At 69.0% G+C, this 26,521-nt stretch carries 22 protein-coding genes; 13 read left to right on the forward strand and 9 right to left on the reverse strand.

Annotated features, from left to right (window positions below):
• The first annotated feature begins 162 nt into the window (after positions 1–162).
• The 6 genes from NOCYR_RS09425 to NOCYR_RS09450 all read left to right on the forward strand — a co-directional run bounded on the left by NOCYR_RS09425 (position 163) and on the right by NOCYR_RS09450 (position 6,754).
• Positions 163–927 (forward strand): cell division protein SepF, encoded by a 765-nt coding sequence (locus NOCYR_RS09425; protein ID WP_014350131.1) that lies wholly within the window; start codon positions 163–165, stop codon positions 925–927.
• Between the two features lie 89 nt (positions 928–1,016).
• A complete protein-coding gene (locus tag NOCYR_RS09430; protein WP_036535351.1) occupies positions 1,017–1,319 on the forward strand; it encodes a YggT family protein in 303 nt (100 codons plus the stop codon).
• 69 nt (positions 1,320–1,388) lie between these two features.
• Positions 1,389–2,237, forward strand: coding sequence for a DivIVA domain-containing protein (locus NOCYR_RS09435; RefSeq protein ID WP_014350133.1), 849 nt, complete (start codon positions 1,389–1,391; stop codon positions 2,235–2,237).
• Positions 2,238–2,285: 48 nt separating this feature from the next.
• Positions 2,286–2,486, forward strand: a complete 201-nt coding sequence (locus NOCYR_RS09440) for a hypothetical protein (RefSeq protein ID WP_014350134.1) — start codon at positions 2,286–2,288, stop codon at positions 2,484–2,486.
• A gap of 318 nt (positions 2,487–2,804) precedes the next feature.
• A complete protein-coding gene (ileS, locus tag NOCYR_RS09445) occupies positions 2,805–5,954 on the forward strand; it encodes an isoleucine--tRNA ligase (protein WP_014350135.1) in 3,150 nt (1,049 codons plus the stop codon).
• Between the two features lie 254 nt (positions 5,955–6,208).
• Entirely contained in the window at positions 6,209–6,754 is a 546-nt protein-coding gene (locus tag NOCYR_RS09450; protein ID WP_014350136.1) for an NlpC/P60 family protein, read from the forward strand.
• A 79-nt stretch (positions 6,755–6,833) separates the two neighbouring features.
• Here the strand turns inward: NOCYR_RS09450 and NOCYR_RS09455 are convergent, their stop codons facing one another.
• A complete protein-coding gene (locus NOCYR_RS09455; protein ID WP_014350137.1) occupies positions 6,834–7,709 on the reverse strand; it encodes a UTP--glucose-1-phosphate uridylyltransferase in 876 nt (291 codons plus the stop codon).
• Between the two features lie 330 nt (positions 7,710–8,039).
• On the opposite strand from NOCYR_RS09455, the gene NOCYR_RS09460 reads away from it, so the two are divergent.
• The 3 genes from NOCYR_RS09460 to NOCYR_RS09470 all read left to right on the forward strand — a co-directional run bounded on the left by NOCYR_RS09460 (position 8,040) and on the right by NOCYR_RS09470 (position 13,600).
• Positions 8,040–9,563, forward strand: coding sequence for a DNA polymerase IV (locus NOCYR_RS09460; RefSeq protein ID WP_014350138.1), 1,524 nt, complete (start codon positions 8,040–8,042; stop codon positions 9,561–9,563).
• A gap of 117 nt (positions 9,564–9,680) precedes the next feature.
• The gene (locus NOCYR_RS09465; protein ID WP_014350139.1) at positions 9,681–10,187 is read left to right on the forward strand and encodes a hypothetical protein; all 507 of its coding nucleotides are present in this window, start codon (positions 9,681–9,683) and stop codon (positions 10,185–10,187) included.
• Between the two features lie 137 nt (positions 10,188–10,324).
• Complete coding sequence (locus tag NOCYR_RS09470) at positions 10,325–13,600, forward strand: arabinosyltransferase domain-containing protein (protein ID WP_014350140.1); 3,276 nt, start codon at positions 10,325–10,327, stop codon at positions 13,598–13,600.
• Positions 13,601–13,611: 11 nt separating this feature from the next.
• Here the strand turns inward: NOCYR_RS09470 and NOCYR_RS09475 are convergent, their stop codons facing one another.
• Entirely contained in the window at positions 13,612–14,541 is a 930-nt protein-coding gene (locus tag NOCYR_RS09475) for an ADP-ribosylglycohydrolase family protein (protein WP_048833213.1), read from the reverse strand.
• Between the two features lie 106 nt (positions 14,542–14,647).
• Positions 14,648–15,592 carry an EamA family transporter RarD gene (rarD, locus tag NOCYR_RS09480; RefSeq protein ID WP_048833214.1) on the reverse strand — a complete coding sequence of 315 codons (945 nt, stop codon included), beginning with the start codon at positions 15,590–15,592 and terminating at the stop codon, positions 14,648–14,650.
• 57 nt (positions 15,593–15,649) lie between these two features.
• Between rarD and NOCYR_RS09485 the strand changes: the two genes are divergently transcribed.
• Complete coding sequence (locus NOCYR_RS09485) at positions 15,650–18,031, forward strand: cation-translocating P-type ATPase (RefSeq protein ID WP_048833215.1); 2,382 nt, start codon at positions 15,650–15,652, stop codon at positions 18,029–18,031.
• 94 nt (positions 18,032–18,125) lie between these two features.
• Here the strand turns inward: NOCYR_RS09485 and NOCYR_RS09490 are convergent, their stop codons facing one another.
• On the reverse strand, positions 18,126–18,593 hold the full coding sequence (locus NOCYR_RS09490) for a VOC family protein (protein WP_014350144.1): 468 nt from the start codon (positions 18,591–18,593) through the stop codon (positions 18,126–18,128).
• A 92-nt stretch (positions 18,594–18,685) separates the two neighbouring features.
• The gene (locus NOCYR_RS09495) at positions 18,686–19,576 is read right to left on the reverse strand and encodes a hypothetical protein (protein WP_148280849.1); all 891 of its coding nucleotides are present in this window, start codon (positions 19,574–19,576) and stop codon (positions 18,686–18,688) included.
• Positions 19,577–19,772: 196 nt separating this feature from the next.
• On the opposite strand from NOCYR_RS09495, the gene lspA reads away from it, so the two are divergent.
• From lspA to NOCYR_RS09510, 3 genes are read left to right on the forward strand one after another with little or no spacing between them, the layout of a single operon-like run.
• Complete coding sequence (gene lspA, locus NOCYR_RS09500; RefSeq protein ID WP_014350146.1) at positions 19,773–20,408, forward strand: signal peptidase II; 636 nt, start codon at positions 19,773–19,775, stop codon at positions 20,406–20,408.
• Positions 20,405–21,331 carry an RluA family pseudouridine synthase gene (locus tag NOCYR_RS09505; protein ID WP_048833216.1) on the forward strand — a complete coding sequence of 309 codons (927 nt, stop codon included), beginning with the start codon at positions 20,405–20,407 and terminating at the stop codon, positions 21,329–21,331. The genes lspA and NOCYR_RS09505 overlap by 4 nt, the downstream gene beginning before the upstream one ends.
• Positions 21,332–21,373: 42 nt before the next feature.
• Positions 21,374–22,111, forward strand: a complete 738-nt coding sequence (locus NOCYR_RS09510; RefSeq protein ID WP_014350148.1) for a hypothetical protein — start codon at positions 21,374–21,376, stop codon at positions 22,109–22,111.
• A gap of 56 nt (positions 22,112–22,167) precedes the next feature.
• Here NOCYR_RS09510 and NOCYR_RS09515 read toward each other — a convergent pair whose 3' ends face one another.
• The 4 genes from NOCYR_RS09515 to NOCYR_RS09530 are packed head-to-tail and all read right to left on the reverse strand — an operon-like array spanning position 22,168 to position 26,473.
• The gene (locus NOCYR_RS09515) at positions 22,168–23,682 is read right to left on the reverse strand and encodes a flavin-containing monooxygenase (protein WP_014350149.1); all 1,515 of its coding nucleotides are present in this window, start codon (positions 23,680–23,682) and stop codon (positions 22,168–22,170) included.
• The gene (locus NOCYR_RS09520) at positions 23,679–24,599 is read right to left on the reverse strand and encodes a hypothetical protein (RefSeq protein WP_014350150.1); all 921 of its coding nucleotides are present in this window, start codon (positions 24,597–24,599) and stop codon (positions 23,679–23,681) included. The genes NOCYR_RS09515 and NOCYR_RS09520 overlap by 4 nt, the downstream gene beginning before the upstream one ends.
• A 1-nt stretch (position 24,600) precedes the next feature.
• On the reverse strand, positions 24,601–25,473 hold the full coding sequence (locus NOCYR_RS09525) for an SDR family NAD(P)-dependent oxidoreductase (RefSeq protein WP_014350151.1): 873 nt from the start codon (positions 25,471–25,473) through the stop codon (positions 24,601–24,603).
• 1 nt (position 25,474) lies between these two features.
• Positions 25,475–26,473, reverse strand: coding sequence for an alpha/beta hydrolase (locus NOCYR_RS09530; RefSeq protein WP_048833217.1), 999 nt, complete (start codon positions 26,471–26,473; stop codon positions 25,475–25,477).
• Positions 26,474–26,521 lie beyond the last annotated feature (48 nt).

Raw genomic sequence — 26,521 nt, forward strand, 5'->3', positions numbered from 1 at the left:
AGGAAGGTCGACCAGGATGAGCGAGCGAAGTGAGCGAGCGATACACACCGCCACCATCGTGGTCACGGCGGAGTCGGGTGTCGGCACGGGGGAGGATATGAGCGAGCGTGGGACCAGGGCCGTCGTGGCCATGCCCGAGGCGAGCGTTAGCGAGGTGGAACGATGAGTACCCTGCACAAATTCAAGGCCTACTTCGGCATGGTTCCGCTCGAGGATTACGAAGACGACTACGTCGACGACCGTGGCCCTCGCCCGATGGACGAGCGCGGTACGCGCCGGCCTCGCGACTACGCCGACCGTCCCGGTTACGGCGCCGACCGCTACGCCGACGACCGCTACGACGACGCGGAATTCGACGAGCCGGCCTACAAGTCGCCGTACCAGGCCGGCTACCCGGCCGCGCGTCGCGACGACTACACCGCCGACAGCTACGGCGACGACCGCTACGAGGCGCCGCGGCGCCCCACCCGCATCGACTCCGCGGGCGCGGCCCGGTTCCGCGCCGGTGGCAGCGCGCCGGTGATGCGTGGCGCCACCCGTGGTGCGCTCGCCGTCGACCCCGAGGCCGAGGAACGGCGACTGGAGGAGCGGATGCGTCCCGATCCCGTCGTCGCCCGCCGTCCCGCGATCTTCGAGGACGGAGGTCCCTTGTCCAAGATCACGACGCTGCGCCCGCGCGACTACAGCGAGGCCCGGATCATCGGCGAGCGGTTCCGCGAGGGCAACCCGGTGATCATGGACCTGGTCGACCTCAGCAACGCCGATGCGAAACGGCTGGTCGACTTCGCCGCCGGCCTGGCCTTCGCGCTGCGCGGCTCCTTCGACAAGGTGGCCACCAAGGTGTTCCTGCTCTCACCTGCCGATGTCGACGTATCGGCCGAGGAACGCCGCCGGATCGCCGAAACGGGCTTCTACAACCAGAAATAGGAACATGAACCGGGGGGAGAGCCGGATGCGGGTCGAACTGGTCGGCGCGGTCATTTTGCGCGACGCCGATTTTGCGGCAGAGTGAGGTCGTGGCCTTGTTCGCGGTGCTGTACTTCGTGCTGTTCATCTTCTGGCTGTTGCTGATCAGCCGGGTGATCGTCGAGTTCATCCGTAGCTTCGCCCGTGACTGGCGCCCCAGTGGCATCGTGGTCGTCATCCTGGAGGTGATCTTCACGATCACCGATCCTCCGGTGAAACTCCTGAGGCGGTTGATACCACCGGTGTCATTGGGGGGAATTCGGCTCGATCTGTCGATAATGGTCCTGCTATTCATCGTCTTCATCCTGATGTCGATCGTGAGCAGGCTCGGGCAGCCGGTAGCCCCGGTGTGACAGAATGGGCCGAGGACACAGCTCGCCAGATCTGCTAGATCTCCAAAAGACGCGTGAAGGGATCCTTCCATGCCGCTGACCCCAGCCGATGTGCACAACGTCGCGTTCAGCAAACCGCCGATCGGGAAGCGCGGCTACAACGAAGACGAAGTAGACGCCTTCCTGGATCTCGTGGAGCAGGAGCTTTCGCGTCTGATCGAGGAGAACGCGGATCTGCGCCAGCGGGTTGCCGAGCTCGATTCCGAGCTGGCCGAGGCGAAGAAGAATCGTGGTAACGCGGCGGTCGCCACCGCGAAACAGCCGGTCCAGCAGGCACCTCCGCCGGAACCGGTGAAACCGCCGGTGCCCGCGGCGCCGCCGGCCCCGATTGCCGCGCCGGCGCCGGCCGCCAAGGATCCCGCGGGTGCCGACTCCAACCTCCAGGCCGCGAAGGTGCTCAGCCTCGCCCAGGAGATGGCCGACCGGCTCACCAGCGATGCCAAGACCGAAGCTGAGAATTTGCTGTCGAATGCCCGGGCGAATTCCGAGCGGCTCGTCGGCGATGCCCGCACCCGGTCCGAGGCGATGATCGCCGACGCCCGGCAGAAGTCGGACGCGATGCTGTCGGACGCGCAGACCCGTTCGGACAACCAGCTGCGCCAGGCCAAGGAGAAGGCCGACGCCCTGCAGGCCGATGCCGAGCGCAAGCACACCGAGATCATGGCCACCATCACCCAGCAGCGCACGGTGCTGGAGAGCCGGATCGAGCAGCTCAAGACCTTCGAGCGCGAGTACCGCGTGCGGCTGAAGTCCTACCTGGAATCGCAGCTCGAAGAGCTGGAGAACCGCGGTTCCGCGGTGCCCGTCGACGGCGGCGAGGCCTTCGACACCGGTTCGAACAACCTCGCGCCCGCGTCGTTCGCCAAGGGTGGCAAATAGTCACACCCCAGACGCAGTCGGGCCGCCTGGCATCCCCTGGGGGTCACCATGCTCGTCTTGACGCTTGTCCTCGCCGCGATCGGCTTCGCCCTGCTGGTCGCAGCACTGACCACCGGTTCGGTGGTCTGGGCATGGGGCTGCATCGTGGTGTGTGTGATCGGCGCGGTATTGCTGCTGGTGAGCGCCTTGTCGATGGGCAAACCCGAAGGTGACGACGGGCCGCCACAGGGCAGGCATGCCAAGCGCTGAGCGGGTATGGCCTCGCGGTAGCGCGGCGCTCGCAATACTGGTTTGACCGAACTGGTTAGAATCAAACATGAATACGGCGTCGATCCGGCCATCACCGGGGAGCCTTCGGAAGAACGGTGTGTTCGCCCTGGTCGGGGCGCCGCACACTCACTAGAACCGAACGGGAGAGCCCGTCACAGCTCATGACGAGAGGTCCGGCGCCGGTAGGGCGCCAGGACAAGCGGGGTGGTACCGCGGTTTCGGCGCACCGGGCGCCGGAGTCGTCCCCGTGCCGAGGAGAGTGCGCTACGGCGCACGGGCACGAGGAGACGCACCGCGATGGCGGACGAGACATCCAGTAGCAGCGCATATCCCCGCGTCGACCTCGGCGCCGGGCCGGGCGCGTCGTTCCCCGACCTGGAACGCGCCGTGCTCGACGCCTGGGCCGCCGACGACACCTTCCGCGCCAGCATCGAAAACCGCTCGCAGGCAGGCGAATCGGGTTCCGGCGAGTTCGTCTTCTACGATGGCCCGCCGTTTGCCAACGGTCTGCCGCATTACGGTCATTTGCTCACCGGATATGTGAAGGATCTGATCCCGCGTTTCCAGACGATGCGCGGTAAGCGCGTCGATCGCCGATTCGGCTGGGACTGTCATGGACTTCCCGCGGAAATCGAGGCGGAAAAGCAGCTCGGTATCACGGACAAATCACAGATCGACGCGATGGGGCTCGCGGAATTCAATGCCGCCTGTAAAACGTCGGTACTTCGGTATACCGGGGAATGGCGCGACTATGTCACCCGTCAGGCCCGCTGGGTCGACTTCGACAACGACTACAAGACCCTCGATCTCGACTTCATGGAGTCGGTCATGTGGGCGTTCAAGTCGCTCTACGACAAGGGCCTGATCTATCAGGGTTTCCGGGTGCTGCCCTACAGCTGGTACGAGCAGACCCCGCTGTCGAACCAGGAGACCCGCCTCGACGACGCCTACAAGATGCGTCAGGACCCGGCGGTCACCGTGGACATGGTGCTGACGGTGCCCGCCGAGCATCCACTGCACGAACTCGACGGCGCCAACGCCCTGATCTGGACAACCACGCCATGGACGCTGCCGTCCAACTTGGCCATCGCGGTGCACCCCGACGTGCGCTACGTGCATCTGCGCGGCGCCGACGGCAAGCGCTATGTGCTCGCCGCCGAACGGGTTTCGCATTACGCGCGCGAGTTCGGCGAGCAGCCCGAGGTGCTCGCCGAGTACGACGGCGCCGCCCTGGTGGGGCTGTCGTATCAGCCGCCGTTCGACTTCTTCCTCGGCCACCCCAACGCGCACCGGGTGCTGTCGGCCGACTACGTCACCACCGACTCCGGTACCGGCGTGGTGCACCTGGCGCCGGCGTTCGGTGAGGAGGACATGGACGTCGCCTCGGCCAACGGCATCACGATCGTGCAGCCGCTGGACCCGGGCGGTAAGTTCACCTCGATGGTGCCGCCGTACGAGGGCCTGATGGTCTTCGACGCCAACCCGGTGATCATCAAGGACCTCAAGGCGGCAGGCAAGCTGCTGCGGCACGAGACCATCGAGCACTCCTACCCGCACAGCTGGCGCTCCGGTCAGCCGCTGATCTACATGGCGGTGCCGTCGTGGTTCGTGGCGGTCACCCAGTTCCGGGACCGGATGGTGGAGCTGAACAAGCAGATCACCTGGGTGCCCGAACACATCCGCGACGGCCAGTTCGGCAAGTGGCTCGAGGGTGCACGGGACTGGAACATCAGCCGTAACCGCTACTGGGGCAGCCCGATCCCGGTGTGGGTCTCCGATGATCCGGCCTACCCGCGGGTGGACGTCTACGGCTCGCTCGACGAGCTCGAACGCGACTTCGGCGTGCGCCCGACCGATCTGCACCGGCCGATGATCGACGAGCTCACCCGCCCGAACCCGGACGACCCGACCGGCAAGTCCACCATGCGCCGGGTGCCGGAGGTGCTCGACTGCTGGTTCGAATCCGGGTCCATGCCCTACGCGCAGGTGCACTACCCGTTCGAGAACAAGGACTGGTTCGACAGCCACTTCCCGGGCGATTTCATCGTCGAGTACAACGGCCAGACCCGCGGCTGGTTCTACACCCTGCACGTGCTGGCCACCGCGCTGTTCGACAGCCCGGCGTTCAAAACCGTTGCCGCGCACGGCATCGTGCTCGGTGACGACGGGCTGAAGATGAGCAAGTCCAAGGGCAACTACCCGGATGTGAAGGAGGTGTTCGACCGCGACGGCTCCGATGCGATGCGCTGGTTCCTGATGAGCTCGCCGATCCTGCGCGGCGGCAACCTCATCGTCACCGAGCGCGGCATCCGCGAGGGCGTGAGCCACGCGCTGCGCCCGCTGTGGAACGCGTGGACCTTCTTGCAGCTGTATGCCTCGAAACCGGGTGTGTGGCGCACGGATTCGGCGCATGTGCTCGACCGCTACATCCTGGCCAAGCTCGCGGTGACCAGGGACGCGATCACCGAGGCGCTCGAGGTCTACGACATCGCCGGCGCCTGCGACGAGCTGCGCACCTTCGCCGACGCGCTGACCAATTGGTATGTGCGCCGCTCGCGGGCGCGGTTCTGGGAAGAGGACCGTGACGCCGTCGACACCCTGCACACGGTGCTGGAGGTGACCACCCGGCTGGCCGCTCCGCTGCTGCCGCTGGTCACCGAGGTGATCTGGCGCGGGCTGACCGGCGGGCGTTCGGTGCATCTGACCGATTGGCCCACCGCCGAGGAGCTGCTGCACGACGCCGAGCTGGTCGCGGCCATGGACGAGGCGCGCACGGTGTGCTCGACGGTGCTGAGCCTGCGTAAGGCGCAGAACCTGCGGGTGCGCCTGCCGCTGGCCGAGGTCACCATCGCCGCGGCCGACGCCGACCGGCTGGCGCCCTACGCCGACATCATCGCCGACGAGGTGAACGTCAAGAAGGTGGATCTGACCACCGATGTGGCCTCGCACGGCCGGTTCGAGCTGGTCGTCAATGCCCGCGCGGCGGGTCCGCGGCTGGGCAAGGACGTGCAGACGGTGATCAAGGCGGTCAAGGCCGGCGAGTGGTCGGAGAACGCCGAGGGCGTGGTCAGCGCGGCCGGGATCGAGCTGCTGCCCGAGGAGTACACCCAGCGCCTGGTGGCGGCCGAACCGGAGTCGACCGCCGCGCTGCCGGGCAATGCCGGTCTGGTGGTGCTGAATTCGGTGGTCACCGAGGAGCTGGAGGCCGAGGGCTGGGCTCGCGACCTGATCCGTGATCTCCAGGAGACTCGTAAGTCGCTCGGCCTGGAGGTTTCCGACCGGATCACCGTGGTGCTCGAGGTGCCGGAGGAGCGGCAGGCGTGGGCGCAGACCCATCGGGATCTGATCGCCGGCGAAATCCTGGCTACCGAGCTGAGCTTCGGTGCGGCGGGCGCCGACGCGGCCGAACTGGTCGGCGGGGTCCGCGCTGCGGTCGCGAAGGTCTGAGATAGGGGCCGGTGTGGGCGGTGGATGCGTTCTGCCGTCCACACCGGCTCGCGCTCGCCGCAAAGTGACGTAAATCACACCCCAGCTATTTGCTGAACCCGCCGTGCGCGCATTTCCCGCGCGGCACAATCAGGGCTGTTGCTGCTGGGGCTGATGATCCTGCCGGTGCCGCAGTGACTATCGGTACGGATTGTTCTACCTGATACGCGTCCCGGTGGACGGCTCGTCGGCCGGGCCGACCGAAGGGCGAGCACGTGACGAGAACCCCGCTGCGCCGGATCATCACCGGCTTCTGCTTCGCCGCCCTCGCGGCATTCACCCTGGCCACCCCCGCCGTGGCCGCACCCGACACCGGAAGCGCCTCCGGCAGCGGCGGCTCCGGATCGTCGTCGGGTTCCGGGTCGGGTTCGGGCTCGGGCAGTTCCAGCGGCTCGGCCGCGCTGCCGCTGCCCAGCCCCGCCGGGCTCGGCGCCCTCGCGGTCGCGGTCACCCAGACCGGTAAGCCCTACGAATGGGGGAGCGAGGGGCCGCATTCCTGGGACTGCTCGGCGCTGGTGCAATGGGCTTTCGCGCAGGTCGGGGTGCGGTTGCCGCGCACCACCTGGGAACAGGCCGAGGTGGGCGCGGAGGTGCCGCGCTATGCCCTCTCACCCGGCGATGTGGTGATCCTGAACGCCGACGCCTCGCACGTCGGGATCTACGCCGGCTTCGGCCAGATATTCAACGCCTACGGCCGCGGCGTCCCGGTCGGTCTCGCGCCGCTGAGCCAGTTCGAGATCTACAGCATCCGCCGATTCTGACCGTTGCGGATGGCAACGGCCGGGCCACCGGGGAAATGTCACCGGCGGCCCGGCCGTGCTCGCTCTGTGCGGTGCCGGCTCAGTCGATCAGCTGACGCAACCGCGGACCGTAATCGGGATGCGCCAGCGCCGAAGCGAACTGCGCCACCAGGTAGTCGGCCGGGTTGCCGGTGTCGTACCAGCGGCCCTTGATGACCTGGCCGTAGACGGCGTGCCCGGCGGCGAAGGCGTTGATGGCGTCGGTGAGGTAGACCTCGCCGGTGCGGTGGGTGTACCAGGCCTCGGTCTGCTTGCGCAGTTCCTCGATGATGCCGGGCGTCACCACGTACCCGCCGATCGCCGCGTACGCCGACGGGGCGTCCTCCGGCTTCGGCTTCTCCATCAGGCCGGAGATGCGCAGCAGTCCGTTGTCGAGGTCCTCGTGCACCATCGGCACGCCGTAGCGCTGCGATTCGGCCGGATCCATCGGCATCAGCGCCAGCACCGGGCAGCCGGTGGTCTCGTAGGCGGTGATGAGCTGCTGGGCGCGCGGGGTCTCGGCGACGAAGACGTCATCGGGCCACAGCACCAGCATCGGCTCGTCGCCCAGCGCGCGGGCGGCGTTGAGCACCGGGGTGCCGTTGCCGTACGGGCCGTGCTGGTCCAGGTAGGTGATGTGGCCCAGGCGCGAGAGTTCGCCCACCTCTTCGACCGCATCGGCGTAGGCGGTCTTGCCGTCGGCGCGCAGCTGCGCCACCAGCGCCGGATTGGGCCGGAAGTGGTCCTGGATCAGCGATTTACCGCCGCTGACCACGATGGTGATATCGGTGATCCCGGAGGCGACCAGTTCGCGCACGGTGTGCTCGATCACCGGCTTGTCGCCGACCGGCAGCATCTCCTTGGGGATCGCCTTGGTCAGCGGTAGCAGGCGGGAACCGATACCGGCGGCGGGAATCACAGCCTTGCGGATCATCATGGACCGATCATCACATATCCGGCGCGCCACCGAGTCCGATCCCCGGTCCGGATCGGCGGTTCACCGGTACCTGAGCCGGCGTGATCGGGGCAGGTCACGGCCGATTCCGGCGCGTCCGCGGGAGCAGGAACCGTCCGGCTATCCGGCAGCGACGCCCGGGCATCGGCCCGCGCCGTGCCCGGCACAGGTGAGGGTGCCGGACCTGTCGGTGCCCGCGCGTACATTCCTGGGCATGCGTGCCAGTCCCGGGATCGTCACCGCGCACAGTGACCTGCGTCCGGCACCCGGAACTCTCGCCGCCCGGACCAGCCAACGCCCGGCGACGCGCCGGTGAGCGCGCAGCATCCGGCGGGGTCCGGCGGCGCTGCCGCCTACCCCGACGCCGTCACTTCCCGGCGCTGGGTACTGCACATCGACATGGACGCGTTCTTCGCCTCCTGTGAACAGCTCACCCGGCCGACGCTGCGCGGCCGTCCGGTGCTCGTCGGCGGCACCGGCGGACGCGGTGTGGTCGCGGGAGCCAGCTACGAGGCGCGGGTGTACGGGGCGCGCTCGGCGATGCCGATGCATCAGGCGCGGCGCCTGGTCGGGGTGACGGCGGTGGTGGTGCCGCCGCGCGGCGCCGTCTACGGGGTGATGAGCGGGCGGGTGTTCGACGCTCTGCGCGCCCGGATCCCGGTGCTCGAGACGTTGTCGTTCGACGAGGCGTTCGGCGAGCCGGACGAGCTGGCGGGCGCGTCGGTGCGCCGGGTCCACGAGTTCTGCGCCGAGCTGCGGGCGCTGGTGCGCGAACGCACCGGGCTGGTCGCCTCGGTCGGCGCCGGTACCGGCAAACAGCTCGCCAAGATCGCCTCCGGCCTGGCAAAACCCGATGGCATCCGGGTCGTGTCGCCCGCCGAACAGCAGCAGCTGCTGGCCGCGCTGCCGGTGCGCAAGCTGTGGGGGATCGGTCCGGTGGCCGATGCGAAACTGCGGTCACTGGGCATCGAGACGGTCGGTGCGTTCGCGGCGCTGCCGGAGCAGGAGGCGGTGTCGATTCTGGGCAGCAGCGTCGGCGCCGCGCTGCACCGGCTGGCCCGCGGTATCGACGACCGGCCGGTCACCGAGCGGGCCGAGGCCAAACAGATCAGCGCCGAGACCACCGTCGAGCACGACATCGTGACCCTGGATCGGCTGCGCCTGGCCATCGACGAGATGGCCGCTGCCGCCCACCGCCGCCTGGCCCGCGACGGCCGCGCCGCCCGCACCGTGGTGCTCAAACTCAAGAAATCCGACATGAGCATCGTCACCAGATCCTTCACCCTGCCCTACGCAACTGAGGATCTGGCCACCCTCACCGCCGCCGCCCAGCGTTCGGCCATCGACCCGCAGGACCTCGGGCCCATCCGCCTGGTGGGTGTCGGTTACGCGGGGCTGTCGGATGTGCGTCAGGAGTCGCTGTTCCCGGATCTGGACCGGATGCCGGAGCTCGCTGCCGTGGGGCGCGCGGACGAGGCGGAAATCGACGAACCGGTGTTCACCGCCGCGGGCCGTGGTGCCGGTCCGGGGCCGTCGGCGGAGGCGGATGCGGTGCCGGTCGCCGTCTCGCCCCTGGTAGGAGCGATCGCCGAGGGCGCGGCGGCGTCCGGTTCGGGTGAGGCGCGTGACGGTGCGCCGACGCAGTCCGCCCCGCACTGGCAGCCCGGCAGCGACGTGCGTCATCCCGAGTTCGGCCACGGCTGGGTGCAGGGTGCGGGCCACGGCCGGGTGACGGTGCGGTTCGAGACCCGCTCGACGGGGCCCGGTCCGGCGCGTACCTTCGCGGCAGACGATCCCGCACTGTCGCGGGCCGACCCGCTGGGCAGTCTGGACTGACGGGTACGCGCCCGACCGACCGGCGGGTAGCCTTGGTACCTCGTGCAGCGTCGCCGGTCGGGCGGGGCTGCCATAGTGCCAACGACACAACCCCACTCGAACGCAAAGGACGAGCAGTTGAAGCTTCGTAAGACCGGACGCATCGCCATCGCGGGTCTGGCCGTCGCCGCCGCGCTGACCATGACCGCGTGTGGTGGCGACGACAAGGATTCGGACAAGCCGGCCAAGTCGACCACCACCAGCCAGTCGACGACTGCCGAAGCGGCCGCCGATCTGCCGCCGGTTCCGACCGTCGATGAGCTCAACGCTCAGTTGCAGCGCGCGCTCGACCCGAACGTGCCGAACGAAGAGAAGCTGGAAATGATCCAGGGCGCCGAGGCGGATCCGAACCTGCCGACCACGCTGACGCAGGTCTACCAGCAGTCCGGCGCCTCCATCCAGGTGGTCAGCGTGGCGCCGTTGGGCGACACGATCAGCGCCACCACGAACTTCGTGATCAACGGTCAGACCAACGAGGTCACGGTGCCGTTCGTCGCTGAGGACGGCAAGTGGAAGGTCCAGCAGCAGTGGGCTTGCGACATGCTGACGGCGGCCAGCATGCAGTCGCCCGCTTGCCCGGCTTGATCGGCGAAACAGCAGTCGCATAGCAGCGGCCGGTGCCCTGGCTGGGCGCCGGCCGCTCTCGATTGCCCGTCAGCTCGCTCGCCGGCGAAATCTCACCGCCGCCCTACCCGCTAGTATCGGGCTCCGTGGCTGACACGATGGTGTGGGCGGGCGAACGGCCCGGCGAGACAACCGAACCCCGTCCGGCGCCCGCTGATCGTGGTGGCTGGGCGCGGCCGGTCGCCATCGTCGCCGCCCTCATCGGTGCGCTGTGCGCCCTCGCGGTGCCGTTCCTGCCGGTGCGCATGGATGCCGCCACGATCACCTGGCCGCAGGACGACGCCGCCCGCAGTGTCGCCGCGCCACTGGTGTCGTACGCGCCGATCGGACTGACCGCCGAGGTGCCGTGCGCGGCGATCTCGCAGCTGGCCGATTCCGGCGGTGTGGTGTTCTCGACCATCCCGCGTCAGTCGGCCGATATGGAGCGCTACGGCTTCGTCGTCAAGGTCGTCGCCGATACCCCCGAGCGTCCCGGCCGGGTGGACGCGGTCTCGCGCAACACCCTGCTGTGGTCGGCGCCGCTGGATCAGGTGCGCGGTCAGGGCTGCGCGCTGTCGATCGACGTCTCCACCGCGCGGGCCGCCGTCACGGTCGCCGGCGCCGGACCCGCGGGTGCGGCCACCGAGCGTGATCTGCGGCCGCAGGTGGTCGGCGTGTTCAGCGACCTGGCGGGTGCCGTGCCCGACGGGATGCGCGTCGATGTCGAGGTCGACTCCCGCTATGCCACCTCGCCGACGCCGATCAAGCTCATCGTCATCGCGCTCGCCGTGCTGGCCACACTGTTCTCGCTGGTGGCGCTGTACCGGCTGGACCGTCTCGACGGCCGCCGCTCCCGCCGGTTCCTGCCGTCGCGCTGGTGGCGGTTGACGCCGGTCGACTGGGTGGTCTTCGCGACCCTGGGCGTCTGGCATTTCATCGGCGCCAACACCTCCGACGACGGCTACATCCTCGGCATGGCGCGCGGTGCCCAGAGTTCGGGCTACATGTCCAACTACTACCGCTGGTTCTCCGTCGACGAGGCGCCGTTCTACACCCCCTACACCGATGTCATCGGCTGGATGACGCATGTGTCGGTGGCGAGCACCTGGGTGCGGCTGCCGGTGCTGTTGTCGGCGCTGGTCTGCTGGTGGGTGATCAGCCGTGAGGTGATCCCGCGCCTCGGTGCCGGCGTGCGCGACAGCAGGATCGCGGTGTGGACCTCCGCGTTGATGTTCCTGGCGTTCTGGCTGCCCTACAACAACGGCCTGCGCGCGGAGTTCGTGGTGGCCACCGGTGTGATCCTGACCTGGGTGTCGGTCGAACGCGCCATCGCCACCCGGCGGCTGCTGCCCGCCGCGCTGGCGATCGGTATCGCCGCGATGACGTTGACCGCCGCACCCTCGGGCGTGATCTGTGTGGCGGCGCTGATCGCCGGCGCCCGCACGGTGACGGCGGTGATCGTGCACCGCGCCAAGACCATCGGCTACCTGGCCCAGCTGCTGCCGCTGTTCGCGGTGGGCGTGCTGGTGCTGACGGTGATCTTCGCCGACCGCAGCTTCGCCGCCTTCACCGAGATGCTCTATGTGCACGACCGGATCGGTCCCGGTGAGTCCTGGTTCTTCGAATACCTGCGCTACCAGTACCTGATCCAGCCCAGCGGCGACGGCTGGCTGACCCGCCGGTTCGGTGTGTTCCTGATGTTCCTGTGCCTGCTGGTGTGCGTGGTCACCATGCTGCGCCGCGGCGGCCACATCCCCGGCACGGCGGCCGGACCCTCGCGGCGCATCATCGGCATCACCTTCGGCGCCATGGTGCTGATGATGTTCGCGCCCACCAAGTGGAACCACCAGTTCGGTGTCTTCGCCGGCCTGGCCGCCTGCGCCGCCGCGCTGGCCGCCGTCGCGGTGAGCGCGAAGGTGATGCGTCCGGTACGTAACCGCGCGCTGTTCGCGGCGGCGGTCTTCTTCACCCTCGCGATGAGTTTCGTTGCCGCCAACGGCTATTGGTATGTCTCGTCGTGGGGCATCCCATGGTGGGACAAGCCGCCGTCGTTCGCCGGTTTCGGGTTCTCGACGTTCATGATGGGCCTGACGGTGCTGGCGCTCGCCGTGGCCGCGTGGTTCCACATCCGCCCGGGCACCGAACCGGCGCCACAGTCGGCGGCGGGGCGGCTCGCGCGCACACCGGTGCTGATGATCGTGGCCGCCGCCATGGTGGTCTTCGAGGTGGCCTCCTTCGCCAAGGCCGCCGTCGCCCAGTACCCGGCCTATTCGCTCGCGAAATCGAATATCGCCGCGACCTTCTCCGACGGCTGCGGCCTGGCCGATGACGTGCTCGTCGAGCCGGATCCGAACGCCTCGATGTTGCGGCCACTGTCCGGCGATACCGCCGCCGCGCTGGCCGGTCCGGAATCCACCGGGTTCACCCCGAACGGTGTCGCGCCCGTGCTGGTATCCGAGGAACTCGAAACCAGTACCGGGCGGGCCAATACGGTGTCGTCGGATCCGGACGAGATCCGCGATGCGGCGGCCTCGGCGGGTTCGACCTCCGACACCTCGACCGGCCGCGGCGTCAATGGCAGCAACGTGCCGTTGCCGTTCGGCCTGGACCCGGCCACCACGCCGGTGCTCGGCACCTACAGCCCGGCCGATCAGGTGCCGGCGAGTTTGACCACCGACTGGTACCGGCTGCCGGAGGCGGTCGACGGCAGCCGCGGCGACATCATCGCCATCGCGGTCGCCGGGCGGATCCGCTCGGTCGACGCCGACGGTATCGAACGCCCGGGTCAGCGCCTGGAACTCGAATACGGCAGCACCCAGCCCGACGGCAGCGTCGCCCCGCGCGGCATGATCCTGCCGCTGGATATCGGCCCGGCGCCGGTGTGGCGCAATCTGCGGGTCCCGCTGGATCAGCTGCCCGGCGACGCCGATGTGGTGCGCCTGGTCGCCGAGGACAAGGATCTCGGCGCCGACCAATGGCTGGCGGTCACCCCGCCGCGCGTCCCGCAGACCACCACCGTGACCGAACTGCTCGGCTCGCAGACCCCGGTGCTGCTGGACTGGGCGGTCGGCCTGAATTTCCCGTGCCAGAACCACCTGCCCACCCGCTACGGCGTCTCCGAACTGCCGCAGTACCGGATCCTGCCCGACCGCAACGGCGCCTCCATCACGACCATGTGGCAGGCCCACGACGGCGGCGGCCCGCTCGGCTGGACCCAGCTGCTGTTCACCGCGCGCACCCTGCCCGCGTATCTGGATCAGGACTGGGACCGGGACTGGGGTTCCATCGAACAGTTCATCCCGGTGGACCCGGAGGCCGAGCCGGCCCGTCTCACGGTCGAGCAGGTCCAGCGCTCGGGGACGTGGACGCCGGGCCACATCATCACCTCGTACTGAGGTGTGCCCGGCTAACCCGCGTTCTTCAGCACGATCCGATGAGCCAGCGCGATCAGATCGTTCCCGGTCAACCCCGGGTACCCGTGCAGCATCTCGCGCCACCGCGCCGGCACTGCCGAGGCACCCCACCGCGCTCCCAGTAGCGCGCCCGCGATGGCGGCGGTGGTGTCGGTGTCGTTGCCCGCGCGCACGCACTGTTCCAGGGCGCGCGGCAGGTGTTCGGGTCCGGATCGGTCGGTGGTGGTGATGGCCCACCACGCGGTTTGCAGGGCGTGCACCACCCAGCCGTTCTTCGGGAAGTCCTGCGGGGTACCGGTTTCGGCTTGGTCGAGCAGCGGCGTCCAGTAGTCGGCGGCCGGGCTCGCGGCCACGTACTCGCGCACGCCGTCGAAGTTCGCTTCCAGGATCGCGTGCCGGATGGCGTGGCTCCAGATTTTGCACGCCTCGACGGCCTGCTGATCGTGGTGGGTCAGCAGCCCGATGGCGCCCGCCGCCCGGGCGCATTCGACCGGATCGGCGAGGTAGGCGAGGGCGACCGGCCCGGTGCGCATGAGCGAGCCGTTGCCGCCGGTCAGGCCTGGTAGTGACATGGCGACGGCCTGCATGCCGCGCGCCGAGGACGGCCGCACGCCGAGCACCTTCGAGGTCTGCACCCCGACGTCCGGCGGCTGCGAATCCCACCAGGCGACGAACCCGGCCGCCACCTCGTCCAGGTCGATGCCGCGGTCGGTCTTGTCGGCGGCCAGCGCGATGGCCATGGCCATGGCGGTGTCGTCGGTCCACTGGCCGGGTGCCCAGCCGAACATGCCGCCGCCGACCATTTCGATCACCTGATCCGCGGCCGGATAGGTGAATTCGTAGCCGGCGCCCAGCGCGTCACCGGCCGCGCCGCCGAGCAGCGCGCCGGCGGCCCGGTCCAGATGCGCGTCATCCAATATCACTGGTACCCCTTGTCACAGAAAAACCCCTTGTCACAGGACATTTGAGCTCGATTCGACGGCAGAATGTAACCCACGCGGGCGAGATGCGCTCCCCGTCTGTGGGTGATCACAACCTGCTATCGCTGTGAGCTGTCTCTCTTCTGCGCCGGGAACGAATCACCGCGTGCCCGGTGAACACCGCCAGCGCCGCCCAGATCAGCGCGAAACCGGCCCAGCGTGAGGCCGGCATCGGCTCACCGGCCACCGCCACACCCCACGCCAGCTGCAGCGCGGGCGTCAGATATTGCAGAATCCCCATGGTCGACAGCGGGACCCGTTGCGCGGCAACCGCGAACAGCAGCAGCGGAACCAGCGTGACCGGCCCGGTCGACATCAGCAGCGCGGTTTCGGACAGGTCGCCGCCGAAACTGCCCTGGCCGGTCACGGCCAGCACGATCACGAACACCAGCGCGAACGGCGCCGCCAGCAGGCCCTCGGCCGCCACTCCGCGCAGCGCGTCCAGCGGGATCACCTTCTTGACCAACCCGTAGATGGCGAATGAGCAGGCCAGCGTCAGCGCGATCCACGGCGGCCGCCCGTAATCGATGGTGAGCACCGCGACCGCCGACGCGCCGAGCCCGAGCGCCACCCACTGCGCCGCGGCCAGCCGTTCCCGGAAGATGATTACCCCGAACGCCACCGTCACCAGTGGATTGATGAAGTAGCCGAGCGCGCACTGCACGACCTGCTCGGAGATCACCCCGTAGACGTACACACCCCAGTTCAGCGAGATCGCCGCCGACGCCACGGCCGCGTAGCGCCAGGTGCTCGTCGAGATCCGGCGCAGCTCGCCCAGCCTGCCCACCGCGATCAGCACGATGAGTACCACCACCAGCGTCCACAGAATGCGTTGCGCGAGCACCTCGGTGGCCGGGGCGAAGGCCAGCAGGCCGAAGAAGGCCGGGAACGCACCCCACGACGCGTACGCCCCCACCCCGAACGCCACACCCGGAATCGACTCGGTCCGCCGCACCCATCCGACGGTACTTCGCGGCGCCGCCCGCCGCCGCATCCGCCATCCGTGGCTGGTGACAGTTCGCGCCCGGCGTCGTCGCTTAGGCTGGCTGCCATGTCGATATCCGTGCAGGCGCCGCGTTCGACCGGGTTGACCGCTGCCGAGGTGGACGAACGTCGTCGCGACGGGCGCACCAACGATGTGCCCGACCGGGCCAGCCGTTCGGTGCGCGATATCGTCCGCGCCAATGTGTTCACCCGGATCAACGCGATCCTCGGTGTGCTGTTCGTGCTGGTGATGGCGACCGGTTCGGTGATCGACGGCATGTTCGGGCTGCTCATCGTGGCCAACAGCGCGGTCGGCATCATCCAGGAGATCCGCGCCAAGCGCACCCTGGATCAGCTGGCCATCGTCAGCCAGGCCAAGCCGACGGTGCGCCGCGACGGCCGCTCGGAGCAGATCGCGCCCAAGGATGTAGTGCTCGACGAGCTGATCGAGCTCGGCCCCGGCGATCAGATCGTGGTCGACGGTGAGGTGGTCGAATCCGAACTACTCGAGGTCGACGAGTCGCTGCTCACCGGCGAGGCCGATCCGGTGCACAAAGAGCTGGGCGCCCAGGTGCTCTCGGGCAGCTATGTGGTCTCCGGCTCGGGCGCCTATCGCGCCACCAAGGTCGGCCGTGACGCCTATGCGGCCAAGCTGGCCGAGGAGGCCAGCAAGTTCACCCTGGTCAATTCCGAACTGCGCAACGGCATCAACACCATCCTCAAGGTCATCACCTACCTGTTGATCCCGGCGGGCGCGCTGATCATCTACAACCAGCTGTTCTCCAGCGGCCAGTCGTGGCGGCCCGCGGTCACCGGGATGGTGGCGGCGCTGGTGCCGATGGTGCCGGAGGGCCTGGTGCTGATGACCTCCATCGCGTTCGCGGTCGGGGTGGTGCGGTTGGGCCGGCGCAAATGCCTGGTGCAGGAGCTGCCCGCGATCGAGGGCTTGGCCCGTGTCGATGTGGTGTGCGCGGACAAGACCGGCACGCTCACCGAGAACGGGATGCGGCTGGCCGATATCAAACTGCTCGATGGCGGCGACGACGCCGAGATCCGCCGCGCGCTCGCGGCCATGGCCGGTGATGATCCGCGCCCCAATGCCAGCGTGCAGGCCATCGCCGAGGCGCTGCCCGAGCGTCCGGGCTGGGACTACACCGCCGTCGCGCCGTTCTCCTCGGCGAAGAAATGGAGCGGCTTCTCCTACGGCGAGCACGGCAACTGGCTGCTCGGCGCGCCGGATGTGCTGCTCGATCCCGAGTCCGAGGACGCCCGCACCGCCGAGGAACTCGGTTCGTCGGGGTTGCGGATCCTGCTGCTGGCCACCAGCGATCGCCCCGTCGACGCCCCCGACGCACCGGGTGTGGTCACCCCGGCCGCGCTGGTGGTGCTCGAGCAGAAGGTGCGCCCCGACGCCCGCGACACCCTCGACTATTTCGCGAGCCAGGACGTCGCGATCAAGGTCATCTCCGGCGACAACGCCGTCTCGGTCGGCGCGGTGGCCGCCTCGCTGGATCTGCCCGGCGGCGAGCACGCCGTCGACGCGCGTGGCCTGCCCGAGGATCGCGACGCGCTCGCCGACGTGCTGGACCGCGAGACCACCTTCGGCCGGGTGCGCCCGGATCAGAAGCGCGCCATGGTCGGTGCATTGCAGTCGCGCGGGCACACCGTCGCCATGACCGGTGACGGCGTCAACGATGTGCTGGCGCTCAAGGACGCCGATATCGGCGTCGCCATGGGCTCGGGCAGCCCCGCCACCCGCGCGGTGGCCCAGATCGTGCTGCTGGACAACAAGTTCGCGACCCTGCCGTATGTGGTGGGCGAGGGCCGCCGGGTGATCGGCAATATCGAGCGCGTCTCGAATCTGTTCCTCACCAAGACGGTGTACTCGGTGCTGCTGGCGTTCCTGGTCGGCCTGGCCGGGGTCGGGTCGCAGATCTTCGACTACGAGCCGATCGGCTATCCGTTCCTGCCGCGCCATGTCACCATCGCGGCCTGGTTCACCATCGGCATTCCGGCGTTCATCCTGTCGCTGGCACCCAATAACGAGCGCGCCCGGACCGGGTTCGTGGGCCGGGTGATGCGGTTGGCGATCCCGTCCGGTGTGGTGATCGGCGTGGCCACCTTCGTCGCGTACCTGATCGCCTACGCGGGACCGGAAGCCACCGAGGAGCAGACCGTGCAGGCTGGCACCACCGCGCTCATCACCTTGATCATGATCGCGGTGTGGGTGCTGGCCATCGTGGCCCGCCCGTATGTGTGGTGGAAGGTGGTGCTGCTGGGCGCCTCGGTGCTGGCCTACCTGCTGCTGTTCACCATCCCGTTCACCCGGGAGTTCTTCAAGCTGGACCCGTCCAACGTCGGGCTCACCACCGCCGCGGTGATCTGCGGTGTGGTGGGCATCGTGCTGGTGGAGGCGGCCTGGTGGGGTCACCGCGTCACTGCGCGATGAGGAGCACAAGCTCATCCCGGCGTCCCCGGGCGGGGCAGCCTGAACCAGGCACCGAACCCGGCCGCGCATCGATGCCGCGGCCGGGGTGCGGTCGTTACGACGCGCCGCTGAACTCGGCCATGCGCCGTTCCATCTCCTCGGGCGAGACGTCCTCGACGTGGGTCGCGACGGTCCACTGGTGGCCCCACGGATCGGTGAAGCTGCCCGTGCGGTCGCCGTAGAACTGGTTTTCCATCGGCGCGATCTCGGTGGCGCCCGCGGCGATGGCGGCGTTGAACGCGGCATCGGAGTCGGGGACGTAGATGTTGAAGTTGACCGGGGTGCCGCCGACGGACTTGGGGTCGCGGAACTGCATCTCCGGCGCCGGATCGCCGAGCATGATCACCGACTCGCCGACCAGCAGCTCACAGTGGGCGACCTTGCCGTCCGGGCGCGGCATGCGCATGCGCTCGGTGGCGCCGAAAACCTTCTTGTAGAACTCGATCGCTTCGGCCGCGCCGTCGATGGCCAGGCCGGGACAGACGCGCGGATAACCCTCGGGAATCGGGGAGACATCGGACATCGCAAGACCTCCAGGTCTCGATCGGTTGTCGGACGGTTCGAGCCTATGCCCGGGCACCGACAGAAACCGCCGATCCGGCGATCCGGACGGGATCAATCGCCCCAGGACACCCGGGTGCTGATGGTCTGGCGCAGCAGGGTGTCGGTGCGCGGATCCCGGTAGGACTGGTGCCCGCCGATATCGATCGCCCCCGACACCGGCAACGGCAGGCCGAGATCGACGATGATGGTGCCCGAGCCGGTCATCGCGTAGTCCTCGATGTGCAGGGTGCCCGCGTCGTTGGGCAGATTCCAGGTGCGCGATTTCGGCGTCTGGGCGACGGTCAGGTCGATGGTGAGCCGGTTGCCGTCGCGTTCGGTGAGCGTCGCCGTGGTCACCTGGTCCAGCGCCACGCCACCGGTGACCTCCTGGCGCACCGTCCACACCGCGCCCACGCCCACCGGGGCGTCCGGGAACGTGATCGACTGGTACACCGCCTGATAGAACGCCTGCTCGATGGCCGCGCGGGCGGAGTTGGAGGTGTCCGGCGAGGGCGCCAGCCGCAGCGCGGTGATCGCACCGAGTTCGCTCATGTCCAGTCCGGCGTGCGAGCCGTCGGCGGCGGTCAACGCCTGCGACAAGGCCGGGTCGGGGGTGGTGATCGCGCCGAGGGTGAGGTCGACGTCGGAATCGTCGGTGCGCGCGGTCAACGGGATGGTCAGCGCCGGGTGCGAGAAATCGCGCGGCGGCTGGTCGTTGATCTGCTGCTGGATGCGGTGATCGGTGCGCAGCGTCACCTCCTGCACGGTGCCGTCCGGGAAACCGGCGCGCAGTGCGGCGCGCGGCTCGTCGCCCGGCGATTCCACGGTGGCCACCGCGGCGGCGATCGGCACCGTAACTTCGCGCCCGATCCCCAGCGGCTCGGTGCCCTCGGCGTCCGCGGACGGCTCGGCGCCGTCGCTGCAACCGACACCGAACGCCGACAACCCGACCGCGAGCACCATGATCAGCACTCCGGAACGGCCGATCCGGGGTGCGTGGGGAGAAGACAACACCGTCACGAGCAACAGAGTACGACCGGATCCTGAGTGTCAGCTGGGACATGCGGGCGGTGCATGCTGAGGATCACCTGGGACTCGCGCCGCGCACCGCGCCCGGACATGCGGTGCCCGCAGCACCGGGCCGATCCCGCCTCGAGAGATGATGGTCGGCGTGAGTGAGGACCAGCCACCCGAGCCGAGCACCGCCGAACAGCCCACCGAGGCCCCGGCGCGCCCACCGCAGCGTCTGCGGTTGTTGCTGGTGATCGCGGCGGTGCTGTTCGCACTCGACCTGCTGACCAAGGTCATCGTGGTCGCCACCCTGACTCCCGGCGAGCCGGTGTATCTCATCGGCGATGTCGCCCGCTTGAGCCTGGTGCGCAACCCCGGCGCCGCGTTCTCCATGGCCACCGGCATGACCTGGCTGCTGACGCTGGTCGCGGCCGCGGTGGTGATCGGTGTGATCCGCATCGGGCGCACGCTGCGCTCGCTGTGGTGGGCCATCGGCCTGGGCATGGTGCTCGGCGGCGCGCTGGGCAACCTGGTCGACCGGCTGTTCCGGTCGCCGGGGCCGTTGCAGGGCCATGTGGTCGATTTCGTCGCCGTCGGCTGGTGGCCGGTGTTCAATGTGGCCGATTCGGCCATCGTGTGCGGTGCCATCCTGCTGGTGGTGCTGACGGTGTTCGGGTTCGAGCCCAACGGCAGCCGGGTCGGGCGCGAGAAGAAGACGCCCGACAGCAGCGGCGATGCCGGCAACAGCGAGAACTCCGGGGCGGGCGAGGGGAGCGCGGCGTGAGGGAAACCAGGACCATGCCGGTGCCCGACGGGCTCGACGGCATGCGGGTCGACGCCGGTCTGTCGCGGCTGCTTGGCCTGTCGCGCACGGCGGTGGCGGCATTGGCCGAAGAGGGTTCGGTGCAGCTCGACGGTGTCGCCGCCGGGAAGTCGGATCGGCTGACCGCGGGCGCCTGGCTCGAAGTGGTGTTCCCCGAGCCCAAACGCGAACTCACCATCGAGGCCGAACCGGTGGAGGGGATGAAGATCCTCTACGCCGACGACGACATCGTCGCGGTCGACAAGCCGGTCGGTGTGGCCGCGCACACCGGTGTGGGCTGGTCCGGCCCGACGGTGGTGGGCGGGCTGGCCGCGGCCGGCTACCGCATCTCCACCTCCGGCGCGCACGAACGCCAGGGGATCGTGCACCGGCTCGATGTCGGCACCTCCGGGGTGATGGTGGTGGCCCAGTCCGAGCATGCCTACACGGTGCTCAAGCGCGCCTTCAAACAGCGCACCGTCGACAAGCGGTATCACGCACTGGTCCAGGGACATCCGGATCCCAGCAGCGGCACCATCGACGCCCCGATCGGCCGCGCCCGCGGCAACGACTGGAAGTTCGCCGTCACCGCCGACGGCCGCCCCAGCATCACCCACTACGACACCGTCGAGGCGTTCCAGGCGGCGAGCCTGCTCGATATCCACCTGGAAACCGGCCGCACCCACCAGATCCGGGTGCATTTCTCCGCGATCCGCCACCCGTGCTGCGGCGACCTCACCTACGGTGCCGACCCGCGCCTGGCCGAGCGGCTGGGTTTGCAGCGGCAGTGGTTGCACGCGCGTTCGCTGGGCTTCCAGCACCCGGCCGACGGCCGGTACCTGGAGATCACCAGCGAATACCCGGCCGATCTGACCCACGCCCTCGACGTGCTGCGCAATGCGTGAGAACCGCTCGCGTCGCACCGGGGACGACCGTCGCCGGAGGACGTGCTGACCGTGTCCGACGAGCCGGAATCCGGCCCGCGTGACGACGCGGAGGAACCCACCGGACTGCGATCCACGCGAACCCTGCGGGCGGTGTTCGCCGCGGTGGTCGGGGTGGTCGTGGTCGTCTTGGTAGCCGTCGGCGCCATGCAGCAGCCGCGTACCGAGACGGTATCCACCGACCGGCTCGGCCCCGAACAGGGCGAGTCGGTCGCGGAATACCTGGCGCGAGCGCGGGATTCGCTGAGCGGCACCGATTCCGCCGAGCACTGGGCGCTGGTGTCGTTCACCGAATACCAGAGCCCGCACCGTCTTCCGGAGCTGGCGGGCGGGCTGCGGATCGGGCGGGTGCTCTACCAGGTGCCGCTGCCCCGGGTGCAGACCCAGCTGGTGACCGTGCAGGTCCCGGCGACCGAGGAAGTGGTGCTGCGGTCGGCCGAGGACGCCGCCTGGCAACTGCTGGACCAGCTGCGCCGCGCCACCGCGATCGATGAACGCACCGAGAAGGTCATCACCGTCTCGGCCGCCCGGCTCCGCGAGGGATGCGCGTGCGCGGTGGGACTGATCGTGCGCGGCACCCTGGATCAGCTGCGAGACCTGGCCGCGCGCAACGGTATCCGTGCGGTGGAGGCCCTACCGGCGGATGCCGTGGCGGGTGCGTTCGCGGTGGTGCCGCTGCTGCCCGACGCCACCGGCGTCATCGGCCCCACGCCCGACGACGGCCCGGTTCCCGACCGGTAGCACCGCGGGCGGGCGAACTCCGTGCCCGATCGGGCACGGAGCCCTGCTGCCCCGACCTATCCGGCCCGCGCCCCACTCGCCGCGAGCGCCCGTGCCTGCACCCGTGGCGTGAGCACGTAATCGTCGAGATCCACCTGCGCGAGCTGCCGCACATACTGCGTGCCGAACCCCGGATACATGGTCGCGTTGAACCCGTCCTCGGTGAGATACCAGCTGCGGCAGCCGGAATTCCAGGTCGTCGCGGCCAGCCGGCGTTGCAGCCGGGCGTTGTAGCGGTCCTGCCGGACCCGGTCGACCTCCATCGCCCGCAGGTCGCGGCGCAGCAGGATGCCGATCGCCTGGGTGATGTAGTCGATCTGCGCCTCCATGTACACCAGCGCCGAATTGTGGCCAGGCCCGGAGTTCGGGCCGAAGGTGAGGAACATATTCGGGTAGCCCGCCACCGCGACGCTCTTGTAGGCGTAGGCACCGCGGCGCCATTCCTCGTCGAGCGTGCGGCCATCGCGTCCGGTCACCGGGATCGGTGCGCCGGCCTTGGACACATCGAATCCGGTGGCGAAGACGATGCAGTCGGCGCTGTGCACGATGCCTTCGGCGGTCTGGATGCCTTCGGGTACCAGCCGCACGATCGGCCAGGTGATCAGCGAGCAGTTGTCGGCCTGGAGCGCGGGGTAGTAGTCGTTGCTCATCAGCAAACGTTTGCAGCCGGCCCGGAATTCGGGGGTGAGCTGGCGGCGCAGCCACGGGTCGCGCACCTGCGTCCGCAGATGCAGCCGCGATACCTGCTCGACCACCCGGGTCAGCGGACTCGACCACACCACACCGAGTGCGACCGACTCGTGCCCCCAGAACCAGGCCTCCCGCGCCAGCGTCTGGGCCAGCGGCAACCGCCGGTACAGCTCCTTCGTCGTGGCCGTGGTCTCGCGGTTGACGCGCGGCAGGACCCAGCCCGGCGTGCGCTGGAACACCGTCACCGAACCGGCCTGCTGCACGAGCTCCGGCACGATCTGCACCGCACTGGCGCCGGTGCCGACCACGGCCACCTTCTTGCCCGCGAAGTCGTAGTCGTGATCCCAGCGGGCGCTGTGGATCTTGTGCCCGGCGAAGTCGTCGAGACCCTCGATTGCGGGGAAGCTGGCATTGGACAGCGGCCCGGAGGCGATCACCACGGCCCGCGCGCGCAGTGAGCGCTTGCGTCCGGCGATCGCGATGGACCACAGGCCGGCGTCCTCGTCGTAGTCCAGCCCGGTCACGGTGTGCCCGAACCGGATATGCGGCCGCACCCCGAACTGGTCGACCATGGACTCGATGTAGCCCAGGATCTCGGCGCTGCCCGAATAGGTCTGCGACCACGCCGGATTCGGCGCGAAACTGTAGGAATACAGCCGCGACGGAATATCGCAGGCGGCTCCGGGATAGGTGTTGTCGCGCCAGGTGCCGCCCACCCGGGTATCGCGTTCGAGCACCGCGAAGTCGGTGATGCCGCGCTGACGCAACCGGATCGCCACCCCGATGCCGGCGAAACCCGCCCCGATGACCGCCACGTCCAGTGGCTTGGCTGCCGCGCTCATGCGACCGGCTCGTGGGTCAGCGCCTTCGACCAGGTCGGCTGCTCGGCGAAGAATCGTTCGGGAATGCGCCCGGTCACCTTGACCAGGGCGTCGGCGAACAGGTGGTACGGGTGATCACGGTTGATCACCCAATCGCTGTGCATCTTGACCAGTCGGTACATCGGCAGCCGGTTCACCACCGGGGTCCGCTCACCGACGGCCTTGAACCGGGCCATCGCCGCGTACAGCTTCTCCTCCGACACACCCATCTCCACGATGTTGTCGCGCATCTTGTTCAGCAGCGGGAAGTAACTCAGCGCGCCGACGATCAGCGACGGCTTGGCCCAGCCGCCGATGAAGTCGATGGCCAGTTTGCGCGCGGTGGCGTGCCCGAGCAGCTCCATCACCGCGTAATCGGTGGCCAGATGCCGGGATTCGTCGGCATTGATCTTATTGAACACCTCTTGGGCGACGGGGTCCTTGATCTCATCGGTGACGAATTTGATCAGCGCGCCGTCCAGCGCCACTTCCAGCATCGGGATCACGGTGCCGAGGAACGACAGCGACATGCCGTCGGCGTGCTTGTCCAGGAAGTCGATCACCAGCTTGACGTTGATGTTCGGTTCCGGCATCTCGTCGCCGTCGAGCATGCCCCAGCGCCGCATCAGGGCCAGTTCGGCGTTGGCGTGGCGCTGTTCCTCGGCATGGAAGTAGCGGTAGATCTCCTTCAGGGTGTCGGTGGGCGCCTTCTTGGCCATGGCGGCGAAACCGCGGGCGCCGACGTTCTCGATCCACATCAGATCGGACATGAAGGGCTTGAGCTTGCCCCACAGTTCGGGGTCGATCTCCTCGGCGCCGGGAGCGTCCCAGTCGATATCGGCCAGGGCCCATTGGCGGGCCTTGATCTTGGTGAGCATGTCGTCGAAATTGAAGGCCATCTCAGGCTCCTGTGTGGTCGAGGTCGGTGGTCTTGCTCGTCTCGCCCTGTGGCAGAAGGCGATTGAGCAGGCCGAGTGCGGTGGCGTAGGTGGCGGGGAAGGTGCGCTTGAGCTGCCACACCAGCCGCGCGTCCAGCTGCGGCAGCACGTAGAGGCGGCCGCGGTCGAGGGCGTCGAGGGCGTCGGCGGCGACGCGTTGGGGGGCGAATCCGGTCCAGCGCATGAGCTGATCGGCCAGCCGGGAGGGGCCGGAGGTGATCCGGCCGTCGGTGACCACGTTGGTCTTGACGAAGGTCGGGCACAGCGCCGTCACCGCGACGCCGCTGCCCGCGAGTTCGGCGTACATGGTTTCCGATAGCGACAGCACCGCGGCCTTGGAGGTGTTGTACACCGCCATACCGGGAGCAGCCGCGAAACCCGCGGCCGAGGCGACATTGACGATGCCGCCCCGCCCCGCGGCGCGCAGGCGCGGTGCGAAGATCTCGCAGCCGTGCACCACACCCCACAGGTTGATGCCGAGGGCCCAGTCCCAGTCGTCGAATCCGATGTCGCCGACCGGTTTTCCGCCGATGCCGACCCCGGCGTTGTTCACCACCACCGTCGGCGGTCCGGCGAACACCTCCTCGGCGAAGTCGGCCAGCCGCTGCACATCGGCGCGCTGGGCCACATCGCAGAAGAACGCATGGGCGGGTCGGCCGTGGCGGCGTTCGATCAGCCGCACGGTCTCATCGGCGCGATCCTTGTCGATATCGGCACACACCACCTCGCCACCACGTGCGGCGAGTTCGAGGGCGAAGGCCCGGCCGATGCCGCTGCCCGCTCCGGTGACGACCGCCTTCGCGTTTCGCGTGCGGTCGGTGCTGAAAGGCCACATCTCAACTCACCCGCTCACGTCGCGGCTCCTCGGCCTGCGCCAGTACCTCGCTGACGAAGGCCGCGGTCCGGCGCAGCGCCGCGCTCGCCTCGGGCACGATCAGCGGCAGCGCCTGGAAGACGTGGATGCGGCCGGGCCACAGCTCCAGCCGGCAGGAATTGCCGGTCGCGGTGGCCATCTCGTGCAGGTGGCGGGCGTCGTCGGCGAGCATCTCCCCGGCGGCGGCCTGGACGAACAGCGGTGGCAGTGACACGCCGGGAGGGATGGTCAGGCGCAGCCGGGCCGAATCCGCGGGCTCGTCGCGGGTGTAGAGCTGGATCATCCGGCGCCCGACCGGTGCGGGCGCCATCGGATCCGGGCGACGCCGGTCCAGCGTTTCGGCCGCGGTCAACGTGAGGTCCATCAGCGGCGAGAACATGAAGGCCCCGGCGGGCTGCGCCGTCCCGGTCCGGGCGTTCTCCAGCAGCAGATCGAGGGTGAGGTGACAGCCGGCCGAGTCGCCGCCCATCACGATGTTCTCGGCGGCGTACCCGTTGGCCAGCAGCCACCGGTAACCGGCGGCCACGTCGTCGGCGGCGGCGGGAAAACGGTGCTCGGGGGCCAGCCGGTAGTCGACGACGAAGACCGGCAGCCCGGTCACCGACGACAGCCGCGAGGCCAGCCCGCGATGGGTGCGCGCCGAGCAGATCACATACCCACTGCCGTGTACGTAATAGATCACCCGCTCACCCAGCGGCACACCGGGCGCCCGCACCATCTCGCCGCGGACGCCGGCCGCGCGCACCGGAATCGTGGTGGTGCCGGGAATGGGTGGCCCGCCCAGCGCCATGACCGTGGCGATCAGGCCGCGACCTGTGCCGATGCCCCATCGGGTGGGCGGCAGGATGCCATTGATCTGCCGGATGCTCAGAACCGATCCGGTGGCCGCGATACGCGTCCGTACGGACGCGGACCGGGGGACCGGGCGTGGCAAAGTCGCCGTTGACTTCGTTGTCACCATGCAGCCAGCATCAGCGCTGAATGCGCCATTTGTCAATGGCACATTCCC

The sequence above is a fragment of the Nocardia cyriacigeorgica GUH-2 genome, from assembly GCF_000284035.1.
GTDB classification, from domain to species: domain Bacteria; phylum Actinomycetota; class Actinomycetes; order Mycobacteriales; family Mycobacteriaceae; genus Nocardia; species Nocardia cyriacigeorgica_B.

What these genes read in the sequence shown, in the direction of transcription:
- NOCYR_RS09425 (WP_014350131.1), top strand. Translation starts at nt 163, where the DNA reads ATGAGTACCCTGCACAAATTCAAGGCCTACTTCGGCATGGTTCCGCTC.
- NOCYR_RS09435 (WP_014350133.1), top strand. Translation starts at nt 1,389, where the DNA reads ATGCCGCTGACCCCAGCCGATGTGCACAACGTCGCGTTCAGCAAACCG.
- NOCYR_RS09440 (WP_014350134.1), top strand. Translation starts at nt 2,286, where the DNA reads ATGCTCGTCTTGACGCTTGTCCTCGCCGCGATCGGCTTCGCCCTGCTG.
- ileS (WP_014350135.1), top strand. Translation starts at nt 2,805, where the DNA reads ATGGCGGACGAGACATCCAGTAGCAGCGCATATCCCCGCGTCGACCTC.
- NOCYR_RS09455 (WP_014350137.1), bottom strand. Translation starts at nt 7,709, where the DNA reads ATGATGATCCGCAAGGCTGTGATTCCCGCCGCCGGTATCGGTTCCCGC.
- NOCYR_RS09470 (WP_014350140.1), top strand. Translation starts at nt 10,325, where the DNA reads ATGGTGTGGGCGGGCGAACGGCCCGGCGAGACAACCGAACCCCGTCCG.
- rarD (WP_048833214.1), bottom strand. Translation starts at nt 15,592, where the DNA reads ATGCGGCGGCGGGCGGCGCCGCGAAGTACCGTCGGATGGGTGCGGCGG.
- NOCYR_RS09485 (WP_048833215.1), top strand. Translation starts at nt 15,650, where the DNA reads ATGTCGATATCCGTGCAGGCGCCGCGTTCGACCGGGTTGACCGCTGCC.
- NOCYR_RS09490 (WP_014350144.1), bottom strand. Translation starts at nt 18,593, where the DNA reads ATGTCCGATGTCTCCCCGATTCCCGAGGGTTATCCGCGCGTCTGTCCC.
- NOCYR_RS09495 (WP_148280849.1), bottom strand. Translation starts at nt 19,576, where the DNA reads ATGGTGCTCGCGGTCGGGTTGTCGGCGTTCGGTGTCGGTTGCAGCGAC.
- lspA (WP_014350146.1), top strand. Translation starts at nt 19,773, where the DNA reads ATGATGGTCGGCGTGAGTGAGGACCAGCCACCCGAGCCGAGCACCGCC.
- NOCYR_RS09515 (WP_014350149.1), bottom strand. Translation starts at nt 23,682, where the DNA reads ATGAGCGCGGCAGCCAAGCCACTGGACGTGGCGGTCATCGGGGCGGGT.
- NOCYR_RS09520 (WP_014350150.1), bottom strand. Translation starts at nt 24,599, where the DNA reads ATGGCCTTCAATTTCGACGACATGCTCACCAAGATCAAGGCCCGCCAA.
- NOCYR_RS09525 (WP_014350151.1), bottom strand. Translation starts at nt 25,473, where the DNA reads ATGTGGCCTTTCAGCACCGACCGCACGCGAAACGCGAAGGCGGTCGTC.
- NOCYR_RS09530 (WP_048833217.1), bottom strand. Translation starts at nt 26,473, where the DNA reads ATGGTGACAACGAAGTCAACGGCGACTTTGCCACGCCCGGTCCCCCGG.